This is a genomic window from Petrotoga sp. 8T1HF07.NaAc.6.1, from assembly GCF_016772115.1.
Lineage (GTDB): Bacteria > Thermotogota > Thermotogae > Petrotogales > Petrotogaceae > Petrotoga > Petrotoga mobilis.
Window position 1 is genome coordinate 117,890 of the sequence record NZ_AUPG01000003.1, and the last position, 20,453, is coordinate 138,342.

A 20,453-nucleotide genomic window follows, 5' to 3' on the forward strand; every position below is an offset into this window, starting at 1 on the left:
AGGTAAATTATTTGCAAGAGAAAGCAAAAATTCCCACTGATATATTGATTTTTCTGGTTTTATTTGCTTTAATACCTTTTTTAATGGTACCCAATTTGGTGTATGAGTATTCTACTCAGAAACATTTAGTTTTTTCTTTGTTCATGGTCGTTATTCTAATTTATTATTTGTTCAAATATTTTTCTAAACCTGTTTCAATAAAGTTCACTTATCCACACATTTTTTTATCTTTTTTCAGTATTTCTGCCTTTTTATCTTTGATATCAGTTTATATGGAGAATAAATATTACCTACCCAAGTCTGTCGGAATAGCCTTCTACATAGTGCTTATTGTGTTTTTTTCTTACGTAATTACTACTCGTTTTGGAAAGGATTTTAAATTTATTGAGTACGGTCTTTTTATTTTTATGGTTACAGGGACTGTTATAGCCATAGATGGACTTTTGAACAAGTTTTTAGGCTTTGATTTGTTCTTTGGTAAATATGGGGATCCTTCCCAAAGAATAGTATTAAGAACGACTATCGGAAACCCTAATTTTGTTTCAGACTATTTAGCTCAGCTGTTACCAATTTCTATATATTTTACTTTAAGGAAAAATACTAATACCTACATTAGAATATATGCTTTAGCGAATGTTTTCATAATGTATTGGGTTGTTTTGTTGGCACAAACTCGTTCAATTTACCTTGCGACTTTTGTTGGTTTAGGATTTGCTATAGTATCTTACCTCATTTCAAATAAAAAAGACACCTTGAAAAATTATGTAAAAAGTAATGAGTTTAAAATATGGGTGATTTTGGTTTTATCTGTTTTAGCCTTTTTATTCCTTATGTTTAATTTTGAGACGCCATTCAACAGAGGTGGAGAAGTAATCGCGGCAGATCGTTTCGCAGCAATGGCTTCTGTTTCTTCTTGGGATGAAAGAAGTTTGTCATGGCTTTCCGCTGTAAAACAATTTGCAGATGAGAACCATAAAAACCATTTTATAATTGGAAGTGGAATAAATACATATCCAGTGTATGCGGTTCATTACTTAGCTGAGGTACAGGCAGAAAACCCCGAAAGGTTTTTATATGCATGGAATAATTTTAAAAGGGCTCACAACGACTATCTACAGGTATTGGGAGAGACAGGTATTTTAGGTTTTTCTTCAATAGTGTTAATGCTCGTAAGTTTAATGGTGGTATACTTTAAAGTTTTAAAGCTCGAAAAAGATGATGACAACAAAATCCTTTTATTTCCCTTATTTGGATGGAGTGCCACGATCATGGTAATCCACGCATTTACAGAGTTTGCATTTCACATGCATCCCAACCTTATATTAAGTGTATTTATCCTCTCAAGTGCTGTATCAGAACAGTTCCATCCACATGTGAAAAGCTTAAATATCAAAAAAAGTCAGTTTGTGATTATTCCTTTAGTTGTGGTTGGAGTAGTAGCGTCTTATTACAAAATAAACGAGGTTACATCCGAGGCCCTCTTCGTTAAAGGAAATCGTGAATACAATTCAATGGTATCTCTTATTAACGCTACTGAAAGTCAAATACCAAATATTATAAGCCAACTTGAATCTCAAAAATCCACTCTTCAAAAACAATTAGCAAATTACACTCCAGGAAGTGCAAATTTTCAAAGGATAACACAGAGTATAAACCAGATAGAGACGCAGATAGAAGATTATAAAAATATGCAGTTATCATATGAAAGTAGAGCTGAACAAAGCTATAATAATGCTTTTGAATATTTTCAGAAATCATTAAAATGGGACCCTAATTTTGGTAAATCGGCATTTTACCTGTCCCAGCTTTTAACGTCCAGTATTCGGCAAAATTCTCTTACTTATGAAGATTTACCTAAAATATTTGAAAAAGAAATCGATGGTTACGATTTTATTATCGAAGAGTTTAATGGCTCACTTGATTTAATGCCATTTCCTGATAACATTTTGAGAGACACCGTAGAACCGATTTATTCTATCGACCTAAGCAACAATGCTAAACAGATTACATTAAAAATTCAAACCCTATACGATGGCATAAATCAATTGGAGTATTCATACTTATCATTCAATGAAAAAAATGCCTATAGATTGATAGGCAGAATATATTATAACATCGTAGTTCTATACGAACAGTTAAAAAATTATATACCACTGGATAAGTTAGAAGTAGTAGAAGAACTTCAAAATGAAGCTTACAGTAATTTTCATCATTGGGAGCAGCAAGCTATTTACATCCTTCCTGGTGGTTGGAATAGGTTCCCTGAATGGGAAGACGTTTATTATGAATATTTGCTGTTAACTGCAAGGCTGATAAACATATATCCACAAGATGAATTAATAAACAAAATAATTTTTATAACCCAGAAAGAGGGAGAAGCGGACTATTACATGGCACAAAAATTTAGAGGGATACCAGATAGTTCCTTAAAATTGTTATCTGAGTTATACTCAACCTTGAGGGATGAAAATTTAAAAAATCAACTAGCAGAAAATGTTGTTAGCAATTATGAGGCTGTTTACAACTATTACAAGGGTCAAAAAGAAGAAGGATCTCCTAATTATACTAGATATCAAGATAGAATCGAAAGTTTCTTCAGTGATTACGAATTTTTTACAAGAAGGTTGGTAAAGTAGTGAACAAGGTAATGACATTTTTGTTGCTGATATCTTTGAGTTGGTTTTTGATCGTATTTTCTGTTTATTTGAAAATAAACTCTTATGGATACACACTTGAAGGTAGCTTGAAAGATTTCTACGTTGAAAATGCTTCTTTGATGAAAGTTATGCCTTTTATAGAAGATGGTCACATTGAAGAAGTTGAATTGAATGGATATAAAATTTATAAGAAAGATGATAAAATTATTATAAGGAAAGTTATTGAGTAATGTTGAAAAATATTCTCTCAAAAAGTAGGAGTTTTCATGAGCAATGATTGAAGAAGTTATAAATTCTTTTGATTATATAGTTCAACTGAAAGAAAAGGGTATGATAACTTGGGAAGAGATCTTCCCAAGTTTTTATAGCATTGCAAAAAATAATTTCAAAGTAATTAAAGAAAATGGCCTTTTAGAAGATGTTAAGAAGATTTTGGCTTATACAAAACCTCTTAAAACATTGTCAGAAGAACGTAAAGAAAGGCGTCTAGAAGGCTTAAAGGATTCCTTAAAGATTTTAAAAGAGCGGTATTTAGTTGATGAAGTTTTGGAAAAACCAGAAAAAAAATTGGCACCACTCACCGATATAAAATATATAAAAAAAGTAGGAACAAAAAGGGCTTTAATTCTAAATAAATTAGGTATTTTTTCGTTAAAAGATTTCTTTTACTATCCACCTAGGGATTACGAAGACAGAAGAAAGGTGGTAAAAATATTCAACGCCAAAGAGGACGAAAAAGTCGTAATAATAGGAAATGTAGTAAAAAGTGAAGAAATCAAAATAAATAAAGGTTTAACTATTTACAACTTTTCTGTGGAAGATGACAGTGGAGTCATAATCGTTACTTTTTTCAACCAGGATTACGTTAAATCTTATTTAAAAAGAAGTGTGAAATCCGCTTTTTATGGAAAGATAGAATATTCATACGGTATGAAACAGATGAAGTCTCCAGATTTTCAAGTGATTGAAAGTGATGAGGATTTCAAAAGTGAAATTCTGCCGGTTTATCCATTAACCTTTGGTATCTTCCAAACAACTATGCGAAGAATAGCAAAAGAAGCCATCCAACAGACATATTTTTTAGAAGAATTTTTACCTGAAGAATTTGTTCAAGGGTTCAATTTGTTAGATTTGAAAAAGCGAATAAAGGGAATTCATTTCCCTTTAAGCATTTATCATAAAGAAAGGGCTTGGTACTCTTTAAAATACGAAGAGGCAATTTTATTTGAATTAGCAATGATCTATCTAAAGTTAAAGATGAAAGAAATGAAAAAAGGTGAGACGAAAGAGATAAAGGGAGAATTATCAAAAAAATTTCTCAATACTTTAAATTTTGAACTCACACAAGCCCAAAAAAGAAGTTATGAAGAAATAAGAAAAGATTTAATTTCTCCATATCCTATGAATAGACTTTTACAGGGAGATGTTGGTTCTGGTAAAACCGTTGTTTCAGAACTAGCGATTATAGATGTTTGTGAAGCTGGATATCAAGCAGCAGTTATGAACCCTACCTCTGTTTTAGCTAAGCAACAGTTTAAGAAGCTTTCAAAAGATTTAGAGCCGTTAGGTTTGAAAGTAGTTTTGTTAACAGGAGATACTAAGGAAAGCGACAAAATATTAATAAAAGAAAAGCTAAAATTAGGAGAAATTGATGTTGTAGTTGGTACTCACGCAATTATTCAACAGGATGTTGAATTTAAAAAACTAGGGTTGGTGGTGATTGATGAACAACATAGATTTGGAGTGAATCAAAGACTTGAACTTATTAAAAAGGGGAATCATCCAGATATTTTGGTAATGACTGCTACTCCCATTCCTAGGACTTTGGCAATGACTTTTTACGGCGACTTAGACGTTAGCTTAATTGATGAGATGCCTAAAGGTAGAAGACCTATTAAAACAATACTTATTGCTGAATCCAACAGAAAAAGTTTGTATGAATTTGTTAAAGAAGAATTGGATCAAGGGAATCAAGTTTTTTTCGTGTATCCATTGATAGAAGAATCTGAAGCCTTAGAATTAAAAAACGCTATCAGTATGTATGAAGAGCTAAGTAAAGTATTTGAAGAATATAAAGTGGGGCTTTTGCATGGGAGGCTTTCACCTTCAGAAAAAAATGACGTGATGGACAAATTTGTTCAAAAAGAGTATGATATATTAGTTTCGACATCGGTAGTAGAAGTGGGGATAGATATCCCTGATGCTACGGTAATGGTCATCGAACATCCCGATCGTTTTGGATTATCTCAATTGCATCAGCTCAGAGGAAGAGTGGGCAGAAGTGATAAACAGTCTTATTGTTTTTTAGTAATAGATGATGATGCCAACAATGAGATAAAAAGTAAAATGAACTCCTTTTCTAAGACGTTAGATGGTTTTGAAGTGGCAGAAATTGACTTAAAATGGAGGGGACCAGGAAAATTCTTTGGAGTGGAACAGCACGGGATACCAGAATTTAAATTTTTGGATTTAGTCGAAGATATAAATATAATAGAGAATTCAAGAAAAAAGGTAGAGCGATTTTTAGCAACTATCCAAAGTTTCGATAGATATCCTAATTTAAAACACGAATTGCAAACAAGATATGGAGATTCAATACATTTGGTCAACGTTCTATAGAGATTTTTAAGTCTTTAGGAGGAAAAACATGAAAAGAGATAAAGTCTTTTTAAACACTTTGTTGGTTTCGATAGCCTCTTTTTTAGTCATTAGTATAATTATTTTACCAAAAAGTTTTTCTGGGGAATGGTATTTCAGCCCTGTTTTAGTTACAGTTGGTCCATTAGAAATAAGATGGTATGGACTGTTAATTGCTTCATCCATACTGTTGGCAACTTTTATTGCTCAAAAAGAAGCTGAAAGAGAAAAAATAAATGAAGATGATCTTTTCACCGCTGTTTCTTTGGGAATTATATTTGGGATTATAGGTGCAAGGCTATATTATGTTCTTTTTAATCTTGAATATTTCTCTCAAAAGCCTTCAGAAATTTTTAAGATATGGCATGGAGGATTGGCTATACATGGAGCAATATTGGCTGCTTTTTTGGTAGTTTTTTTGTATACACGTTTGAAAAAAAAGTGTACCTTTACATTTCTTCAAGGGTTAGATTTATTCACCTTTGTTTTACCGTTAGCTCAGGCTATTGGAAGATGGGGTAATTTTTTCAACCATGAGGCATACGGTTCACCAACAAATCTTCCCTGGAAGATGTACATTTCATTACCGGATAGAATGCCAGGGTATGAAGCCTATGAGTATTTTCATCCAACATTCTTGTATGAATCTGCATGGAATTTGTTGGTATTTCTAATATTGTTTTATTTTATTAGAAATAAGAGAAAAACATATGGAGAAGTGACTGCTCTGTATTTAATTCTTTATTCTATTGGGCGAATTCCTATTGAAAGGTTAAGAACGGACAGTCTCTATATTGGGGATCTACGAGTTGCTGTAGTTATAAGCTTTATATTGATAGTGTTGGGTTCTTTGCTTTTTGTATACCTCAGAAATAAAAGAGTAATCGTCGAAAAAAAGGAGTGAATATTGATTGATAAATATTCTATTGATAGCTTTAGGTATTTTTCTATTAATAAGAGGGGCAGATAGGTTAATAGAAGGAGCCCTTGGATTGACAAAAAAACTAGGTGTTTCTGAACTGTTTGCAGGTTTGACTGTGGTGGCTTTTGGTACCAGTGCACCTGAATTAGTTGTTACGGTTTCTTCGTCAATAAGAGGTGCCAGTGTTGGATTAGGAAACGTTCTTGGCTCGAACGTTGCAAATATTGGATTGATTTTAGGGATCTCTTTTTTAATATCTCCAACAAAAGTTCAAAAATCTACAGTAAACATAGAAATGCCTTTTTTGGTTATTATTTCAGTGGTTATATTTGCAATGATGATGGAAGGGAATAGCGTATTAACTCGATACGATGGTATGATACTTATAACCTTTTTTCTTATTTTTACGGCTTATCTTTATTATATGGCAAAAAATGATCAACAACTCAGGAAACAACTTGTAGAAAGCGATGAAATGAAAAAAGTCGAAAAGGAAGAGTCTTGGGCTAAGATAATCACTTTCTCTGCCTTAGGATTAGCTATGTTGATAATAGGAGGAGAACTGACGGTAAGCAATTCAGTTATATTTGCTAAAAATATTGGAATCTCAGAATCTTTGATAGGGGTGACTATTGTTGCAGTAGGGACTTCCCTTCCGGAATTAGTAACCGCTATTGTTGCAGCGATCAAACATTCAGATGATATTGTGATGGGAAATATAGTTGGTTCCAATACTTTCAATATCGCTGCCATACTGGGCATATCAGCATTAATAAATGGTGCCAGCGCGGATAGATCAGTTGCTTTTGATGTGTCATATGGTCTTTTACTGGCTTTAGTCTTGTTGTTTGGTACGATGATGAAAAAAGATAGAAAAGTTGGAAGAGGTTTGGGAGCTGTATTGCTTTCTTTGTATGTGATCTACCTAATAATTAGTATAAGAATTGGATAATATTTTAAGTGTGAAGAAAGGAATAAAAATGGGCATCGATAATAGAAAAAGTGCTCTACTCGCTATTTTTGTTTTTATTTTATTTCTATTTTTTTTCTTTTATCCTGTTACTTTAGTTGATGAAGGAGATAACAATATTAGAGTATTTTCGACGGGATTAACACAGGTGATTTTCTATGATGACATTCAATATACCTTCAAAGAGGAAAACATCTTTTTTTACGAAGAAATACCTTTTGAGGAGTTTATCTTGCTAAATGTACAAAACGGATTTTTGCTACGTCAAAGCGGAGATTCTTTAGTTCAAAGGCAAAGTAACGATTCATCGGCAATGGTTTATTTCAAAAATAAAAATACTCTTTATAACCTTTATAACCTTGATAATTTTTTCTATAATGAAAAATGGTTAGAGGAGTTAGTTGTTGAATCTAAAGACTTTTTAGAAAATATTTCAGAAATCGATGAACCTATGTATATTATTTATATGGATCAAAGTAGGTCTTTTCAAGTTTTGCCAAGTGTCTACGTTGTTAATTCTAGCAAGGATTTAGTTCATGAGTTATCTCATTATTTTTTCGGTTACAAGGTGAAGGCTTCCCCAACGGATACTTGGCATGAAATATTAGCAGAAACTAATTCATTATTGTTTCTTAGAGAAGTTTATCCAGAGGAGTATTTGAAAGAGTTAGAACTCAAAAAATCAGGTTTTTATGATGAACCTTATGGGGAAAGTGTAATATCCTTCATGGAATGGTTGGATTTTGACAAAGAAAAAATATTTGATATAGAAAGATACATTTTAAATAATTTTGATAGATTAGATGACAAAAGGTTTGAAAATTTAGTCGAAAACATTAATTAAACAACGAAGGTGTTAGAAGTGAAAAAAATTCTGTTGGTTTTTCTCCTTGCCCTTTTAGGGTATTTTTCTTTTTCATTTGACTATGTTTTTTTGTTTATAGCCGATGGAATGGGAATTCCACATATGCAGTTATCTAATATGTACAAACAATATTTATACACAGATCAACTGCACATGCTTGAACTACCTTACTATGGAATGGTTGAAACTTCTTCGATTAACGGAGTAACGGATTCAGCAGCAGCCATAACGGCAATTTTATCTAAAGAAAAAACCTACAACGACAGGATAAACATTAATCCTGATGATGAAAAGATACTGCCCATTACTTATGAATTAAAAAAACGAGGGTACAAAATTGGTGTCATAACAACTAACACCATCATCGATGCTACCCCGGCGGGGGCTTATAGTTTCGTTGAAAATAGAAGAGATTACCAAGAGATAATGCAAGATCTTTTAGAAAGCAATTTTGATCTTTTCATAGGGGGAGGAAAAGCTTATTTTAAGGATAGAAACACAAAAGAGTATGGATATTTATACACAGAAGAACTAAGTAAAATTCCGTTTCCTGGTAATGAAATTGTTATGTTGTATTATGGAAATTTTACTTTTTTAACAGACGATCCGAAAAGAGTTACGTTAGAAGAAACTTTAAATTATGCGTTGAGTAAATTTAAAGGTTCTCCTTTTTTCATTCTGATAGAAGGTGGAAGAATCGATCACGCTGCACACGCACATGATACTTATTCATTGATAAACGAAATATTAGATTTTGATAGTGCAGTAAAAGTTGCTATCGATTTTTATAAGCAATATCCTCAAGAAACCTTAATCATAGTAACTGCGGATCATTCAACAGGAGGTTTGAGTTTAGGCGATGGTTTTTTGGCGCTGAATAAGCTTCAACCCACTGAGTTTTCTTATGAAAAGCTGATAAGTACATTTAACCAATCTAAGAACTATGAAGAGTTTCAAGAAAAATTGGGTTTGACGCTTGATTTAGAAAAAGAGTTTTACGATACCAAGAATTCAGAAGAAAATGTAACTTATCAATCGCCAATAATCAAAAGTTTTTATGAAGCGTTAAACGATCCTGTGGGTATAAATTGGAGTACTTTTGGGCATACATTAGATTACGTACCTCTTTTTTCCAACGTTCCATTTGATAAAAATATAATATCAAATAATGAAATTTTTTCTATTTTTGAGATTTATTGACTTAAATGGGGTTAAACGACTTTAATCGCTGCTAATTGAAAGTAATTGCCTATAATTAGATTTTGAGAAAAAAATTTCATGATGTATAATATCTCTACAGAGCACTTTTGTAGGTTACCCTCCCTCCTGGAGTGTTCTGTCCCCGGAAGAATTCATTTCCAAATTAGGGCCTTATTAAGGCCCTTTTTTTAAGGTTTAAAAAAGATTAGAATTTCAATATCACCGTAATCTCTTACTTCTTCTCTAATTAAATTTTTAGGTATATAATCAGATTTTTCATTCTTATATTTTTCAATAATGATGTAGCCGCCGTTTCTAATTAAAAATACATTTGAATCTATGAATTTCAAAAATTCTTGGACATAACTGTTATTAAAAGGTGGATCAGCAAATATGTAATCAAACTGTTCATTTGAAAGTTTTGTAATAGATTTTCTAAAATCTGATTTTATAACTTTTATTTTATTTAGTACCCCTAAAGATTCAGCGTTTTTTAAAATCGAGCTCACGGCCTTAGTCGAAATATCAACCATTGTAGAACTTTTTGCCCCATTACTTAAAACTTCAAAACTCATTATGCCGCTACCTGCAAAAAATTCTAAAAAATTAGCTCCTGTAAAATCAAAAATGCTTATCAGAGCTCTTCTTAAAGTAGCGGGAGTATATCTCGTCCTACGATCATCAACTGTTTCTATATTGGTATTCTTAAATTTGCCGCTTTCAATCTTCAAAGCCATTTTTACACCTCATACAAACAAAGAAGGGCTTCATTAAGCCCCTTTCGTTTTTGGAGCGGATGACGGGACTCGAACCCGCGACTCCCAGCTTGGGAAGCTGGAGCTCTACCAACTGAGCCACATCCGCATTTGAAATTTTTATTTTAAATCAAATATATTATACCAATAATATAAAACAAAATCAATATTTAATATTTTAATTATATTTTATCCTTGTTAACGTCATAAAATAATTTATGAAAGAACTTTTGTATATTATTTTGAGAAATCTTTTTTGTCTCTAATTCCTTAGTTATATCAAAAAGCCCAAGATCTAAATCATCTTCAAATAATAATTCTTTTTCTTCTTTTTTCATTATCGAAGAAAAGTTATTTTTTATCTCAGAATCAGGTTTTATGACATTTTCCAAATGAGAATACGCTTCTTGGTTCTTTCCGTTACTTTCCTCTTCAAGAGTAGTTGGTTCTTGAACTCTACTTTTGTCACCATTACCTTCTAACTCATTTAGAATTTCTTCAATCTCTTCCAGACTTGATTCTTTCAAGATATCGTTTATATCCTTATCAAGTTTATTCTCAAGGTCTTCTATCTCACTTAATTTGCCTTCTTTGTGGTCTTTCGATACATTAGCTTCTTCTAGTGAAGGGTCTTCATTTGAAGTTATCCCAATAAGTTTTTTTAAAGGGGATGATACTTGCCAAACGTTTTTTATGTATGGTTCATCAAATTGGTCTATTGTTTTGTATTTGATTCCTTGAGTTTCGACTTTGTTTATATTGGTCAGAGTTTCCATATTATTTAACTCGTTCTCTTTTTTCTCAAAAGTAACATGCCGACGAATTAAAAAAACAGTAAAAAATGAGGCAGCTAAGGAAATAGCAAATATTATTAGCATTATGGTAAAAAAGGTTAAAAGATTAAAGTTTTGCTGCTCTTCTTCCAACGGTTGAGTATTATTAATTTTTAGGTTTGATGTGTCTAAAACCTCTGATTGTTGAGATGTAGATTCAATAACACTTAGAGCTTCATCCACAATGGGGATACCTTTTAGGGGTTGCAAGTATATTTTAGCTGAGGCATAATCTTTGTTGTGAAATGCAGATAATCCTAGATACATTTTTATTTCGGGTATTTCACTTTCTAATCTAGGTGATAGTTGCAAAGCTTGCTCAAAAAAATCTTGAGCTAAATCATATTGGGCATTTCTATAGTAGTTTAAGCCGTTCATATAGTATTCGTAGGCAACTTCGTAATTATCAGCAAATATTAGCATTATTTGGAACAAAATTATCAACAATGTGATAGCTTTTTTCATATTGACTCACCTCACAACAAAATAGAAAAGGTAAGTATTTCAATTCGGTTATTTTTAGTGACTATCCATCCTTTGCCGTTTTTATCAATAAAGACATCTATTGCGTTAGTATCATATTTTTGAAAAAAACCGGGGAAAGTAGCTTCTTTTAAAAGTAAGTAACTCACATGATCTTTCCCAAATACAAATAATTTATCATTAAATATTTGTAATTTTAATTTTCCTATGTTTCCGTCTTCTATGAGTTGTAACCCATTTTTTGAACTATCCCACAGAACTAATTTATAGTTTGAAAATAAAATAAAATAGTTATTGTTATATAAAGCAAAATCAGTAATCTCTCCTAACTGAGTTCCCAAAACTTCTTGAATTGTAGAAGTATTTATCATTTCCACAATATCCATGTTTTGTAGTTTTGATATTTTATCCTCAAAGATGACATATACTTCCCCATTTATTACTTTTAATGATATAAAATTGCTGCCTTCATTTATCAGAGAATCGTTGAGATAGACATTACAATTGTTTGGTTCATATTCCACACTTAAAAACCCTACATTTGGTAAATAATAAATTTCGGTACCTTTAGAAGGTGTTTGTGAATTAATTTTATCAATTTTGCCGTTTTCATTCAAAATGTATACTCCATCAACAGTAGATAAATAGTATTGGTTGTTAAATAGTAATCCTCCCATAATTTTATTTGAAAATATTTTTTCTAGTTTGCTGTTGTAAATAGCATTAGGACTTTTAAAGTAAATATTTTCTCCTACTTCGATAATGCTCATTGTATCTTCGTCTATTTCTCCTTGCTTCATTGGATTTAGTAAAATTGTACTTTCTTTATACGCTGAAGGGAGTTTAAAAGTAGAAATAATAGTTGGGCGGGGATTTTCACTTTGATCTGGAGTTGGGGTACCTTCTACTGTTTCGTATGTGTATTCGACGAAATTATCATCTGTAAAGGGCTCCACTGAATATGAAGGGACGGATTCTTCTAAAAAATTAACTATTATATTCAAAACATCTGAATCATTGTAAATTTCATAAAAGCTCTTTTGAGAATAGTAAGTTTTATCAATTCCTTCTAAGTTAGCGCTGTCAACACTTACTATTCCATCTCCCTTTCCTCGAACAAATTCTGGATACAGCCTTGCAATGTATTTATTTGATAAATCTTCATCAATTGCGGGACTACTCCCAATAATCGTTAAATATCTGATGTCATTTCTTATGCCAAAAGAGTTTAATTTATTCAGAAATTCAGAGTCAGGAATAAGATCTTCATAGTACGAATTTATTTGATCAAGGTAAGAACCAATTTGCAAAGTGATTTTTAATATCGTGCTATCCTCAACATTAAACAATTGAGATAAAATGTCTGTGTTTTTTCCAAAGAGTAAAGTGAAAAAAAGGGGGTTTGCTAGGTTACTTCCTTTATTTGGAGTAGAAATGAGTACTAAATTTTCAACATTTTGAATTGTTTGAGTAGACTCTAAAGCATATCTAGCAATTAATCCGCCAATGCCATGTGCAATGATGTCAAACTTTTTATTAGGAAATCTAGAAAGTTCTTGAGCGAGACGCCTTCCTTCAAATTCAATGTAACTATCAATCCCTGTTCTTTCAACAAAACTGATAAAAGAATCGTTGTAATTTTTACTTCTAGTAGATGTCAGTGGGTAATTGTAACTCCAAATGGTTCTATTTGGAAAAAGGGAGGACCAAAAAGATTGTGGATAACCATTTTCAGGTACATTCATTATCTTTCCTAAGAAATTAATATCAGTTCCAGAAATTAAAATAATATCAGGTTCAAGAGTTGGTGGTGCTTCTTTTATAACCTTGAGTCCACTGGATGATTCTTGTGGAGATTCAATGACTAGACCTATATAATTTACTTTAGTTATTTGGAATGTTTGTGCTTCTATGTAATACTCGTCATCTATTTTTACTAATTTTTCCCCACTGAATTCAGAGATAACAGGAGGTTCTTCCTGTGTGATGTATGCCAAGGAGAAATTGACGAAGTTATCTCCAAAGTAATTATCCTTTGGAATCTTGTATCTTACGGTAATTGGTAAAATAGAGGATTCATTACTTTCATCTGAGAAAGTAATTTTATATATTTCACCGTAAAAATTTTTGTAGTTGATCAATTCTTGATATTCTGCAGAACTTTTATCCACCACGCTAATATCAATGTGTTTCTTTGAAGGAAAAGCAAAATCAGGAACCATTATTTGAATATTTGTAAAAGAAGGAGTTATCTGATTTGGAGGCAAAAATATGTTTTTAAAAATAATAGAAAAAACAAGAATTAAAATACCTATTACAACAATCGATAAGAGAATTTTGTATTTTTTTTCCATATATTTAATTTTATTTAAAAAGTTGAAAGGTTTAAATTTAATAACTCTGTCAGCTCCTTTAGAAATAGCTATCTAGTTTCTATGATTTTTCGAACTTCTTTCAAAAGTTGAGATAGTTCTGTTAGATTTAGGTCTTCCAATTTTTGTAAAACATTTATATACATATTATCGGCTATTATTTGTGTTTCTTGAAACTTATAAAAATTTAAAAGAGTTTTTTTGTTTACATCTTTATTAGTTTCTTTTCCAATATCTTCTTCTTTAGTGAAGATATCTTTTAAATCATCGAAAATTTGAAAAGAAACACCAAAATCAGTTCCTATTTTATTCATCTCTTTAGCAAGCTCTGCTTCCCCAGCCATTAAAAAAGGAGATGCAAAGCAAAAACCAAAAAGCGCCCCTGTTTTCTTTGAATACATCTCAAGAATTTCTTTCTCACCTACATTTTTATCTTCTTTTTCGAAGATTAAATCTTCCATTTCTCCTTGAAATAATTTTAAAATGGTTTTTATAAAATAATCCATTAAGAGAAGTTTGTTCCCTTCTTTAATATTATCTAAACCGGCAACAATCTGTAGTGGGAGAGTGAACCCATAATCTCCAGCTAGTATGGCTTTATATTCTCCAAACTTTAAATGAGTTGTTAGAGCTCCTCTTCTTAACTTTGCATTGTCTAAGGCAGGTAGATCATCATGTATCAAGGATGATGAGTGTAAAATTTCGACAGCTATCGCAATGTCAATTAAATTCTTTTTATTTATAGAGATTATTTGTCCGAAGTTATATATTATCCAGGGTCTAAGTCTTTTGCCTCCATTTTCTATGTAATAAAACAGTGGCTCTTTTAAATGATCTTCCAGGTCCAAATTTTCGAAAAAATTCTTTATCTTCTTGTCAAAGAAATCTTTAAACTCTAATAATTTTAGAAATGCCATTGATTCACCTCGTGCTTTTAGAAAAAATTATTCGTCATCTTCATCTTCATCTTCAGTTTTATTTTTATTTTCGAACTTCCTTCTCAGTTCGTCTATATCGAAGTTTTCAATATCTTGTCTGAAATCGCTTTGTTCTTCTGCGTTTATAAAAGAAGCTTCAATACCGTGTTCGGATACTATTTCTTCGTCTATGTAAATAGGTAAGTTGTTTTTTAATGATAAAATTATGCAATCAGACGGCCTGGCATCGATATAGATCTCTTTTGAACCACTATCTTTCAGGACTAATTTAGCGTAATAAATATCCTGCTTGAATTGGTCAATTTCTATCTTAATAGGTTGAGCTTTAAGTTGTTCAATAATATTACCAATGAGATCGTGCGTTAAAGGTCTTTCAAAATCTTCGTTTCTCAATATCAAAGCCAAAACACCAGCTTCACATGGCCCAATCCATATTGGTACAACAACGTTTGTATCTTCTACCTTTAAAAAAACTATCGGTGAATTTGAAACTTTATCTATTCCCATAGTAACATTGCTTACTTTTTTCATGGTTGAAAACCTCCTTTAAGAAACTGAAATTACGCTCTTGTTTCTTTCAAAGCTAGTTGAGGTTCGCTTGTAACCTTTTCGCTGATTATGCTTTTGAGACATTCTCTTAATTCTCCTTCGCTAGCGAAAAGTTTGGGCTCGACTGGTTCGTGTATGAATAGATTAACATTCGAAGGTTTGATAAAGACGCTTCCTTTTTTGCTCATTTTGATAGTTCCGTCTATTGTGACAGGTAATATTTTTATATTATATCTAAAAGGGATTAAAAGAGCTCCCTTTTTAAATTCACCTACTTGACCATCTAAACTCCTTGTTCCTTCAGGAAAAATAGTTATAATTTCCCCTGATTGAGATATTTTTGCAAATTTTTTAAGAGCTATAGCGCCACTTTTTGAATTATTCCTATCTATGAAGATAGAGCCAAGTCTTTTGATGAAATTTCCTAATATAGGAATCATAGAAAGCTCTTTTTTTGCAATAAAAGCTGTGGGATATATATATCCTAAAATTAAAGGAATATCGAAAAGGCTTTGATGATTCGCTACTACTACATAAGGGCCTTGCTGAGGAATATTCTCTTCACCATGAACTGAAATCTTACTATTTAAGAATTTAAAAGTAACTTTTCCAAACCAAGATACAACCTTTCTAATATATTCTTGAGAGACTTTGTGTCCCTTTCTTTTTTCCAAGATATTGGCTTTTATCAATACATAACTTCCATATACAATTACAACTCCGAGAAATCCGATAATTAACCATATTGTGAAGAATATTGCCTTTATTGTTTCTAATACCTTTTTCATGAATTGTCCTCCTTTTTTCTTCCCTTTTCTTTAAAATACATGAGACAATGATTCAAAGTGATCAATTTCTGAGACTTTACTATCCTCAATCTTATACTTTTTAGCTTCATCTAAAGCATCTTTTTCCAATTCACTTAGATGTTGTAAAGAATCCTCAATTGAGTTTATGTAATTTGTATTTGATTTAGTGGCAGGTTTAGAAGGTATAAATACGCTACATGAATCTTCGTATGGTAAAATAAATGTTTCATACAATCCGAATTTTTGGGATAATTTAATTGTTTTATTTTTTGTAAAACCTTTTTAAGATGTACCAACGGGTAATCCGCTCAGTCTTTTTAAACGATTGCCAAATATAAACGTACCATCTTTTCTAATATCTATTTCTATATTAAGCTCGGGGTTATTTAAGTCAACTTTTAGTTTAGGGAAATTGTTCAATATAAATTCACCTATTATTCCAGCAAATTCTTGACTGTTGTAGGGGAAAGATTTATTGGCTCTATTGACGCCTATTTTAAAAGTACCATAATTGTTGTTTTCAAGAGATTTTTTTGCTACTTCGTAGACTTTATTTTTAATTGAATCTATATTTAATTCAGTTTTTTCAGCTATTGAAGATGAATGCATTCCAAAAATCTTTTTTAGAATATCGATATCTTTAACGGTTATTCCCTTATTTTGTTGAGGAATTAGATATATTCTATTGTTGTTAACCTTGAAAATGAAGTTCCCGGAAATTTTGCTTTGGATGTTGTTTTTAAGTTTATGCATAAAAGACATTTTATTTTTATTTTTTAGACTGATCTCGTCAACCCTTACTACTAAAAATAGCATTCATTTGCCACCTTATAATTTATAAAAAATATTTTCTTCAACTAAATTATAACATAACTGGGTTTTTTCAACTATATTTTTTTAAGAGTCACTTTGGAAAATATTGAGGAAAAGAGTCGACCAATTCAAAAAAACAAAAAAGTAACTTTTTCAACGAAAATATGTAATTAGAATATCTTTTCTGAAAATATTAAGTTAAGAACATACGATTGTTATTTTATTTAATATATGTGCTTTCTATTGACTTTAAATAAAGGGTTATTTCTTATTATAAAATGTACGTTATTAAATTAGACAAATTCAGTCATATTTGAATTATTTTTCACAATAGTTTATAATTTAACTGACTGACCAGTCAGTCAGAAAAGAGGTGATCCAAATGAACCAGGGGTTAAAGATTTTGGATAAGCAAGAACGAAAAAAATACATTGCTGAAAAAACGTTGGAATTAATAAGCGAAAAAGGTTTGTCAAATCTAACGATGGAAGATGTTGCCTCTTCGTGTAACTTATCGAAGGGTTCTATATACAACTATTTCAAAAATAAAAATGCACTAATTGTTTCTGCTTTTAGTGCTCTTTTAGAAAAAGTCCAAGGTTTTTTCGAAGAAAATGAATCAGTGCCCTCTCAGGATTGTGTGGAAGCAAGTGCTGATTTTTATGCAAATCTTTATTCGGAAATTTTAAATACTTTTCCTTCAAAAGAATTGATGCGATTGTTTGAAATTTTAATAAATTCTACACATGATCAAAGTATGATGAAAATTTTAACTCAAACATTCAAAGAAAATTACGGAAAGATCCTTGGCAAATTTGAAAAATTATTTAATTCAAAAACGAAAGCTTTTATGCTGCAAGCGATGTTTGATGGTTTAGTTATATACAGGGCCGTAGGAATAGAATTTTCTAATGATGAAATAAAGAATAATTTTAAAAAAATGATTTTATGTTTTACAGAAGATGACAAAAATTAGGAGGTGTCCGGTATGGCAGTTGTGGACTCAATGAAAAATATGTTACTTAAACAAAGTTCTAAATTAGTAGCAAACGTTGTAAGGCATTCTGATGTGGATCAACTTGGGAAGTTGTTATGGACATTATCAAAATTCTCTAAGGAACCTGCAAAAAGTGGGCTTAGAAAATTAGCAACTGGGGCAGAAAATCATGATCCGATGCTGGAGAATTGGGCTAATTTGTTCAAGAAATCTAATCCCAAAGTTGTTGAAAAAATAATAAACAATCTAATCATCAACGAATTTGCAGTTGGCGAAAAAACGAGACAGGATAAGATGCATGAATATGGGATCGTCCTTCCAAAATTAGCTGTGCTTTCTCCAACATATGCATGTAACCTCAGATGCGTGGGTTGTTACGCTGCTATGTATGGTCACAAGTATATGCTTTCCAAAGAAGAAATTTTTGATGTAATAAGACAATTCAATGATTTAGGCATCTATTTCTTCATTATAACAGGTGGAGAGCCATTTGTATATCCTTATCTATTCGATGTACTAGAAGAGTTCAGCGATTCTTACTTTTTGCTTTATACGAATGGAACGTTAATTAATGAAGAAAACGCTAAAAAATTAGCTGAATTGGGTAACGCTACATTGGCTATATCAGTAGAAGGATATGAAGCTGATACCGATTGGAGAAGAGGTAAGGGTGTTTTTGAAAAAATTCAAAACGCTTGGAAGCTCTTAAGTGAAAATGGGGTAATATATGGAGCCTCTGTCACAGCAACAAGAAAGAATCACGATGCAATAATGAGTGATGATTTTTGGGAATATTTAAAAGAAAACAATGTGAGTTATGCATGGGTTTTCCAATTTATGCCCGTAGGAGCAGATGCTTCGATGGATTTAGTACCTACTGCCGAACAAAGGTATGAAAGATTCTACAAATTGGAAGAGTTAAGGTTAGGTGGAAAGTTTGCGTTTGTTGCTGATTTTTGGAATCATGGTTTCTTAACTAACGGTTGTTTAGCAGCGGGAGCTAAATATTTACATATAAACGCCAAAGGTTATGCTGAACCATGTGTCTTCCAACAGTTTGCCGTGGATAATATAAGGGAAAAACGAATTATAGATATTTTAAAATCACCATTTTTTGAGGCTTATAAGAGGACCATTCCCTATTCCAATAATTTATTTAGACCATGCCCCATAATAGACAATCCAAAAGTATTCAGGGCAATGGTAAAGAAGTTCAACGCTATTCCACAACATCCTGGTAGTGAGCGAACCGTGAATGAATTAGCTCCTGAATTAGACCAACTTGCCGAAGAATGGAAAAAATATGCCGATAAACTTTGGTACGAAGAAGGCTACGCTGAGAAGTATCCTTCAAAAAGAGGTGTATATAACTACAAAGTAAGGATGAGAAGATATTCAGAAAATGAAGAAAAATTAGCACTGGATAAAAAAGCATAATATTGATTCTTCAAAAGTAGTATTATCTTTTAAAATAACGGGTATTTTCTACCCGTTATTTTAATTTTTCAGTTAATAATACTTAGGTTTGATATGGTATAATATAAAAAATAAAAGATTATTCTAATAAGATAGAGAGTTATAGTACATAGTCCTTTCTTAGAAACGAGGGGTGGGAAGAAAAGGGCATTATAGCAAGTGTGGGGTTTCCATAATAGTAAAATAATAATGGTATTAGGAGGAAATCGATGGAGTACGATTTTTTATCTGTCACATTAAATCCTTCGCTGGATAGAGAAGTTATAATTGATAATTTTGAAGTAGGTAACATGTATAGAATAGAAAATCCTTCAAATTCCAAAATGGAACCAGGAGGTAAGGGTATTAACGTTTCAATAATGCTATCTAATTTGCAAATGAAATCGATAGTAACAGGTTTTTTGGGGGGACACATAGGTAGGGTTATTCAGAGTAAGCTTTCTGCGTATGAAAATATAACGATGAATTTTGTTTATTCAGAAGAAGAAAGTAGAGAAAACATTGAAATAATAGATCCCTTGAAGGAAGTAATGACTCTAATAAACAGTAAAGGTCCCTTCATTAATGATGAAGATTACGATCATTTTTTAAGGAGATATAAAAATTCTCTTTCATTAGTGGAACATGTCGTAGTGTCAGGAAGTGTTCCTCCTGGCTTGAAAACTGATGTTTATTCCGATCTGATGTTTGAAGCTAAGAAAAGAGGAAAAACTACTTACATGGAATCAATTGGACCGTGTTTTGAAAAAGCTATTTTAAATAATTGCCCTACCGTTGTTAGACCAGACTTTAGAAGAAAAGCAGAAATTTTCGGGAAAACCCTTGAAAGTATAGATGATTTTATTGATGCTTCAAAAAAAATTATAGAAAATGGTGCCAGATTAGTTGTTATGAGTTATCAGATTTTTGGTGATGTGATAACAACAAATGAGGGTGTCTGGCTTTTTAATCCAGAAGAAAGGATTGAGAAATCACATCTTTTTGGAGCAGGAGATGCATTTATGTCGGGAATAATATATTATATTATAAATTATAATTTTAATTATTTTGAAGCTGCAAAATTCGGTATGGCTAGTGCCATTTCCAAAACGGATTATATAGAAAAAAAGATAGGAACTTTAGAAGATATAAAAAGAAGTTTAAGTAGGTTTTCCATTGAAAGATTAGAATAACAAAG

17 protein-coding genes, 1 tRNA gene and 1 pseudogene are annotated in these 20,453 nt (G+C 31.6%); 10 read left to right on the forward strand and 9 right to left on the reverse strand.

The features are described from left to right. Nucleotides 1–11: 11 nt before the first annotated feature. Genes NAAC61_RS03215 through NAAC61_RS03245 form a run of 7 tightly spaced genes read left to right on the forward strand, consistent with a single transcriptional unit; the run spans nt 12 to nt 9,251 of the window. A complete protein-coding gene (locus NAAC61_RS03215) occupies nt 12–2,636 on the forward strand; it encodes an O-antigen ligase family protein (protein WP_121959346.1) in 2,625 nt (874 codons plus the stop codon). Next, nucleotides 2,636–2,887 carry a hypothetical protein gene (locus NAAC61_RS03220; protein WP_103065370.1) on the forward strand — a complete coding sequence of 84 codons (252 nt, stop codon included), beginning with the start codon at nt 2,636–2,638 and terminating at the stop codon, nt 2,885–2,887. Before NAAC61_RS03215 ends, NAAC61_RS03220 begins: the two co-directional genes overlap by 1 nt. A 43-nt stretch (nt 2,888–2,930) precedes the next feature. Further along, nucleotides 2,931–5,276 (forward strand): ATP-dependent DNA helicase RecG, encoded by a 2,346-nt coding sequence (gene recG, locus NAAC61_RS03225; protein WP_103065369.1) that lies wholly within the window; start codon nt 2,931–2,933, stop codon nt 5,274–5,276. Nucleotides 5,277–5,304: 28 nt separating this feature from the next. Continuing rightward, nucleotides 5,305–6,198, forward strand: coding sequence for a prolipoprotein diacylglyceryl transferase (gene lgt / locus NAAC61_RS03230; protein WP_202695276.1), 894 nt, complete (start codon nt 5,305–5,307; stop codon nt 6,196–6,198). 7 nt (nt 6,199–6,205) lie between these two features. Further along, on the forward strand, nt 6,206–7,168 hold the full coding sequence (locus tag NAAC61_RS03235) for a calcium/sodium antiporter (protein WP_202695277.1): 963 nt from the start codon (nt 6,206–6,208) through the stop codon (nt 7,166–7,168). Nucleotides 7,169–7,178: 10 nt separating this feature from the next. Then, nucleotides 7,179–8,030, forward strand: coding sequence for a hypothetical protein (locus NAAC61_RS03240; protein ID WP_147429942.1), 852 nt, complete (start codon nt 7,179–7,181; stop codon nt 8,028–8,030). Nucleotides 8,031–8,048: 18 nt separating this feature from the next. After that, nucleotides 8,049–9,251 (forward strand): alkaline phosphatase, encoded by a 1,203-nt coding sequence (locus tag NAAC61_RS03245; RefSeq protein WP_012208045.1) that lies wholly within the window; start codon nt 8,049–8,051, stop codon nt 9,249–9,251. A gap of 188 nt (nt 9,252–9,439) precedes the next feature. Here the strand turns inward: NAAC61_RS03245 and NAAC61_RS03250 are convergent, their stop codons facing one another. From NAAC61_RS03250 to NAAC61_RS03290, 9 genes and pseudogenes are all read right to left on the reverse strand, one after another. Beyond that, the gene (locus NAAC61_RS03250) at nt 9,440–9,988 is read right to left on the reverse strand and encodes an RsmD family RNA methyltransferase (RefSeq protein WP_012208044.1); all 549 of its coding nucleotides are present in this window, start codon (nt 9,986–9,988) and stop codon (nt 9,440–9,442) included. Nucleotides 9,989–10,039: 51 nt separating this feature from the next. Then, nucleotides 10,040–10,115 (reverse strand) — tRNA-Gly (locus NAAC61_RS03255). Nucleotides 10,116–10,188: 73 nt separating this feature from the next. Then, on the reverse strand, nt 10,189–11,304 hold the full coding sequence (locus tag NAAC61_RS03260) for a tetratricopeptide repeat protein (RefSeq protein WP_103065366.1): 1,116 nt from the start codon (nt 11,302–11,304) through the stop codon (nt 10,189–10,191). Nucleotides 11,305–11,315: 11 nt separating this feature from the next. After that, on the reverse strand, nt 11,316–13,676 hold the full coding sequence (locus NAAC61_RS03265; protein WP_123821391.1) for a hypothetical protein: 2,361 nt from the start codon (nt 13,674–13,676) through the stop codon (nt 11,316–11,318). 68 nt (nt 13,677–13,744) lie between these two features. Continuing rightward, a complete protein-coding gene (locus NAAC61_RS03270) occupies nt 13,745–14,611 on the reverse strand; it encodes a polyprenyl synthetase family protein (protein WP_202695278.1) in 867 nt (288 codons plus the stop codon). A 27-nt stretch (nt 14,612–14,638) separates the two neighbouring features. Beyond that, nucleotides 14,639–15,163 carry a bifunctional nuclease family protein gene (locus tag NAAC61_RS03275; protein WP_202695279.1) on the reverse strand — a complete coding sequence of 175 codons (525 nt, stop codon included), beginning with the start codon at nt 15,161–15,163 and terminating at the stop codon, nt 14,639–14,641. A gap of 29 nt (nt 15,164–15,192) precedes the next feature. Next, the gene (locus NAAC61_RS03280) at nt 15,193–15,969 is read right to left on the reverse strand and encodes a lysophospholipid acyltransferase family protein (RefSeq protein WP_202695280.1); all 777 of its coding nucleotides are present in this window, start codon (nt 15,967–15,969) and stop codon (nt 15,193–15,195) included. Between the two features lie 30 nt (nt 15,970–15,999). Beyond that, nucleotides 16,000–16,257 (reverse strand): annotated as a pseudogene (locus NAAC61_RS11320) (tRNA uracil 4-sulfurtransferase ThiI); the annotation flags it as partial. A gap of 15 nt (nt 16,258–16,272) precedes the next feature. Then, nucleotides 16,273–16,806, reverse strand: a complete 534-nt coding sequence (locus NAAC61_RS03290; RefSeq protein WP_202695281.1) for a THUMP domain-containing protein — start codon at nt 16,804–16,806, stop codon at nt 16,273–16,275. 379 nt (nt 16,807–17,185) lie between these two features. On the opposite strand from NAAC61_RS03290, the gene NAAC61_RS03295 reads away from it, so the two are divergent. The 3 genes from NAAC61_RS03295 (at nt 17,186) to NAAC61_RS03305 (ending at nt 20,448) form a co-directional block, all read left to right on the forward strand. Next, a complete protein-coding gene (locus tag NAAC61_RS03295) occupies nt 17,186–17,779 on the forward strand; it encodes a TetR/AcrR family transcriptional regulator (protein ID WP_202695282.1) in 594 nt (197 codons plus the stop codon). Between the two features lie 12 nt (nt 17,780–17,791). Continuing rightward, nucleotides 17,792–19,237 (forward strand): radical SAM protein, encoded by a 1,446-nt coding sequence (locus tag NAAC61_RS03300; protein ID WP_202695283.1) that lies wholly within the window; start codon nt 17,792–17,794, stop codon nt 19,235–19,237. A 248-nt stretch (nt 19,238–19,485) separates the two neighbouring features. Next, nucleotides 19,486–20,448 (forward strand): 1-phosphofructokinase family hexose kinase, encoded by a 963-nt coding sequence (locus tag NAAC61_RS03305; RefSeq protein ID WP_012208036.1) that lies wholly within the window; start codon nt 19,486–19,488, stop codon nt 20,446–20,448. The last annotated feature ends 5 nt before the right edge of the window (nt 20,449–20,453 follow it).